The following is a 4,965-nucleotide window of genomic DNA, read 5'->3' as shown; positions in this document are numbered from 1 at the left end:
AAGAAGCAATAAATCTGTCAGACGACAGTAATGAGTAAAGACTCAAACTTTAATGAGAGTTTGATCCTGGCTCAGGACGAACGCTGGCGGCGTGCCTAATACATGCAAGTGGAACGCATTTTGATCACCGTAGCTTGCTACACCGATTAAAATGAGTCGCGAACGGGTGAGTAACGCGTAGGTAACCTACCTTCTAGCGGGGGACAACTATTGGAAACGATAGCTAATACCGCATAAGACATTTTATCGCATGATAGGATGTTAAAAGATACAACTGTATCACTAGGAGATGGACCTGCGTTGTATTAGCTAGTTGGTGAGGTAACGGCTCACCAAGGCAACGATACATAGCCGACCTGAGAGGGTGATCGGCCACACTGGGACTGAGACACGGCCCAGACTCCTACGGGAGGCAGCAGTAGGGAATCTTCGGCAATGGGGGCAACCCTGACCGAGCAACGCCGCGTGAGTGAAGAAGGTTTTCGGATCGTAAAGCTCTGTTGTAAGCGAAGAACAGTGATAGGAGTGGAAAGTCTATCACATGACGGTAGCTTACCAGAAAGGGACGGCTAACTACGTGCCAGCAGCCGCGGTAATACGTAGGTCTCGAGCGTTGTCCGGATTTATTGGGCGTAAAGCGAGCGCAGGCGGTTAGATAAGTCAGAAGTTAAAGGCTGTGGCTCAACCATAGTATGCTTTTGAAACTGTTTAACTTGAGTGCAGAAGGGGAGAGTGGAATTCCATGTGTAGCGGTGAAATGCGTAGATATATGGAGGAACACCGGTGGCGAAAGCGGCTCTCTGGTCTGTCACTGACGCTGAGGCTCGAAAGCGTGGGTAGCGAACAGGATTAGATACCCTGGTAGTCCACGCCGTAAACGATGAGTGCTAGGTGTTAGACCCTTTCCGGGGTTTAGTGCCGTAGCTAACGCATTAAGCACTCCGCCTGGGGAGTACGACCGCAAGGTTGAAACTCAAAGGAATTGACGGGGGCCCGCACAAGCGGTGGAGCATGTGGTTTAATTCGAAGCAACGCGAAGAACCTTACCAGGTCTTGACATCCCTCTGACCGGTCTAGAGATAGACTTTCCCTTTTGGGCAGAGGAGACAGGTGGTGCATGGTTGTCGTCAGCTCGTGTCGTGAGATGTTGGGTTAAGTCCCGCAACGAGCGCAACCCTTATTGTTAGTTGCCATCATTAAGTTGGGCACTCTAGCGAGACTGCCGGTAATAAACCGGAGGAAGGTGGGGATGACGTCAAATCATCATGCCCCTTATGACCTGGGCTACACACGTGCTACAATGGTTGGTACAACGAGTCGCAAGCCGGTGACGGCAAGCTAATCTCTTAAAGCCAATCTCAGTTCGGATTGTAGGCTGCAACTCGCCTACATGAAGTCGGAATCGCTAGTAATCGCGGATCAGCACGCCGCGGTGAATACGTTCCCGGGCCTTGTACACACCGCCCGTCACACCACGAGAGTTTGTAACACCCGAAGTCGGTGAGGTAACCTATTAGGAGCCAGCCGCCGAAGGTGGGATAGATGATTGGGGTGAAGTCGTAACAAGGTAGCCGTATCGGAAGGTGCGGCTGGATCACCTCCTTTCTAAGGAAAAATCGTAAGGATACGATCGGAAGGTACGTTTGTTTGTCTTGTTTAGTTTTGAGAGGTCTTTAACTGTTTAGAGACGTGGGGCCTTAGCTCAGCTGGGAGAGCGCCTGCTTTGCACGCAGGAGGTCAGCGGTTCGATCCCGCTAGGCTCCATAGGTTAGTAATAACCTAGAGATTGATCCTTGAAAATTGAATATCTATCAAATTCCGTATATATAGGAATATATATATGAAGTAACAAGAAATAAACCGAAGAAAAAGACGCTATAAATACTGAGAACCAAAAAGAAAAAAGAAATAAGGTTAAGTTAATAAGGGCGCACGGTGGATGCCTTGGCACTAGGAGCCGATGAAGGACGTGACTAACAACGAAATGCTTTGGGGAGCTGTAAGTAAGCGCTGATCCAGAGATATCCGAATGGGGGAACCCACTAGCTAATGGCTAGTATCCATAACTGTTAAGGTTATGCGAAGGAAGACGCAGTGAACTGAAACATCTAAGTAGCTGCAGGAAGAGAAAGCAAACGCGATTGCCTTAGTAGCGGCGAGCGAAACGGCAGGAGGGCAAACCGAAGAGTTTACTCTTCGGGGTTGTAGGACTGTAACGTGGACGTTATCTTTATAGAAGAACTACCTGGGAAGGTAGGCCAAAGAGAGTAAGAGCCTCGTATTTGAAATAGAGATAATACCTAACAGTATCCTGAGTACGGCGAGACACGAGGAATCTCGTCGGAATCTGGGAGGACCATCTCCCAACCCTAAATACTCCCTAGTGACCGATAGTGAACCAGTACCGTGAGGGAAAGGTGAAAAGCACCCCGGAAGGGGAGTGAAAGAGAACCTGAAACCGTGTGCCTACAACAAGTTCGAGCCCGTTAATGGGTGAGAGCGTGCCTTTTGTAGAATGAACCGGCGAGTTACGATATCATGCGAGGTTAAGTTGAAGAGACGGAGCCGTAGGGAAACCGAGTCTTAATAGGGCGGTATAGTATGATGTTGTAGACCCGAAACCAAGTGACCTACCCATGAGCAGGGTGAAGGTGCGGTAAAACGCACTGGAGGCCCGAACCAGGACACGTTGAAAAGTGTTTGGATGACTTGTGGGTAGCGGAGAAATTCCAAACGAACTTGGAGATAGCTGGTTCTCTCCGAAATAGCTTTAGGGCTAGCGTCGACATAAAGAATCATGGAGGTAGAGCACTGTTTGGGTGAGGGGTCCATCCCGGATTACCAATCTCAGATAAACTCCGAATGCCATTGATTTATGGTCGGCAGTCAGACTGCGAGTGCTAAGATCCGTAGTCGAAAGGGAAACAGCCCAGACCACCAGCTAAGGTCCCCAAATAATTGTTAAGTGGAAAAGGATGTGGGGTTGCACAGACAACTAGGATGTTAGCTTAGAAGCAGCTATTCATTCAAAGAGTGCGTAATAGCTCACTAGTCGAGTGACCCTGCGCCGAAAATGTACCGGGGCTAAAACAATTTACCGAAGCTGTGGATTACCGCAAGGTAATGGTAGGAGAGCGTTCTATGTGTGGTGAAGGTATACCGTGAGGAGTGCTGGAACGCATAGAAGTGAGAATGCCGGTATGAGTAGCGCAAGACAGGTGAGAATCCTGTCCACCGTAAGACTAAGGTTTCCAGGGGAAGGCTCGTCCGCCCTGGGTTAGTCGGGACCTAAGGAGAGACCGAAAGGTGTATTCGATGGGCAACAGGTTGATATTCCTGTACTAGATAAATGAGTGATGGAGAGACGCAGTAGGCTAACTAAAGCATGCGAATGGACGTGCATGTCTAAGCAGTGAGGTGTGGTATGAGTCAAATGCTTATACCTCTAACATTGAGCTGTGATGGGGAGCGAAGTTTAGTAGCGAAGTTAGTGATGTCACACTGCCAAGAAAATCTTCTAGCGTTAATTGTTTATCTACCCGTACCGCAAACCGACACAGGTAGTCGAGGCGAGTAGCCTCAGGTGATCGAGAGAACTCTCGTTAAGGAACTCGGCAAAATGACCCCGTAACTTCGGGAGAAGGGGTGCTGTCAAAAAGGCAGCCGCAGTGAATAGGCCCAAGCAACTGTTTATCAAAAACACAGCTCTCTGCTAAATCGTAAGATGATGTATAGGGGGTGACGCCTGCCCGGTGCTGGAAGGTTAAGAGGAGTGCTTAGCGTAAGCGAAGGTATGAATTGAAGCCCCAGTAAACGGCGGCCGTAACTATAACGGTCCTAAGGTAGCGAAATTCCTTGTCGGGTAAGTTCCGACCCGCACGAAAGGCGTAATGATTTGGGCACTGTCTCAACGAGAGACTCGGTGAAATTTTAGTACCTGTGAAGATGCAGGTTACCCGCGACAGGACGGAAAGACCCCATGGAGCTTTACTGCAGTTTGATATTGAGTATCTGTACCACATGTACAGGATAGGTAGGAGCCGATGAATACGGGACGCCAGTTTCGTAGGAGGCGATGTTGGGATACTACCCTTGTGTTATGGCTACTCTAACCCGATTGGCTCATCGTCAATGGAGACAGTGTCTGACGGGCAGTTTGACTGGGGCGGTCGCCTCCTAAAGAGTAACGGAGGCGCCCAAAGGTTCCCTCAGAATGGTTGGAAATCATTCGTAGAGTGTAAAGGTATAAGGGAGCTTGACTGCGAGAGCTACAACTCGAGCAGGGACGAAAGTCGGGCTTAGTGATCCGGTGGTACCGTATGGAAGGGCCATCGCTCAACGGATAAAAGCTACCCTGGGGATAACAGGCTTATCTCCCCCAAGAGTTCACATCGACGGGGAGGTTTGGCACCTCGATGTCGGCTCGTCGCATCCTGGGGCTGTAGTCGGTCCCAAGGGTTGGGCTGTTCGCCCATTAAAGCGGCACGCGAGCTGGGTTCAGAACGTCGTGAGACAGTTCGGTCCCTATCCGTCGCGGGCGTAGGAAATTTGAGAGGATCTGCTCCTAGTACGAGAGGACCAGAGTGGACTTACCGCTGGTGTACCAGTTGTCTTGCCAAAGGCATCGCTGGGTAGCTATGTAGGGACGGGATAAGCGCTGAAAGCATCTAAGTGCGAAGCCCCCCTCAAGATGAGATTTCCCATGAGTAATCAGTAAGAGCCCTGAGAGAAGATCAGGTTGATAGGTTAGGAGTGTAAGCGTGGCGACATGTTAAGCGGACTAATACTAATAGCTCGAGGACTTATCCAAAACAGTAGGAAGAGCGTCAAGGTGATTCTTGCGATAGATATTCAATTTTGAATGATTGATCATTCATAGTTAAGTGACGATAGCCTAGGAGAGACACCTGTACCCATGCCGAACACAGCAGTTAAGTCCTAGAACGCCTGAAGTAGTTGGGGGTT

At 49.6% G+C, this 4,965-nt stretch carries 1 tRNA gene and 3 rRNA genes; all 4 read left to right on the top strand.

Going from position 1 to position 4,965, the window contains the following annotated elements:
• The first annotated feature begins 48 nt into the window (after positions 1 to 48).
• Positions 49 to 1,605 (top strand): 16S ribosomal RNA (locus N7659_RS07905).
• A gap of 86 nt (positions 1,606 to 1,691) precedes the next feature.
• A tRNA-Ala gene (locus N7659_RS07900) sits at positions 1,692 to 1,764 on the top strand.
• A gap of 148 nt (positions 1,765 to 1,912) precedes the next feature.
• Positions 1,913 to 4,810, top strand: a 23S ribosomal RNA gene (locus N7659_RS07895).
• 69 nt (positions 4,811 to 4,879) lie between these two features.
• Positions 4,880 to 4,965 (top strand): 5S ribosomal RNA (rrf, locus tag N7659_RS07890); the annotation flags it as partial.

Origin of the sequence: Streptococcus sp. CSL10205-OR2 (genome assembly GCF_025660655.1) — a bacterium.
Taxonomy (GTDB): domain Bacteria; phylum Bacillota; class Bacilli; order Lactobacillales; family Streptococcaceae; genus Streptococcus.
The sequence above is the reverse complement of the archived record's forward strand: the minus strand, read 5'-3'. Positions and strand labels throughout refer to the sequence as shown.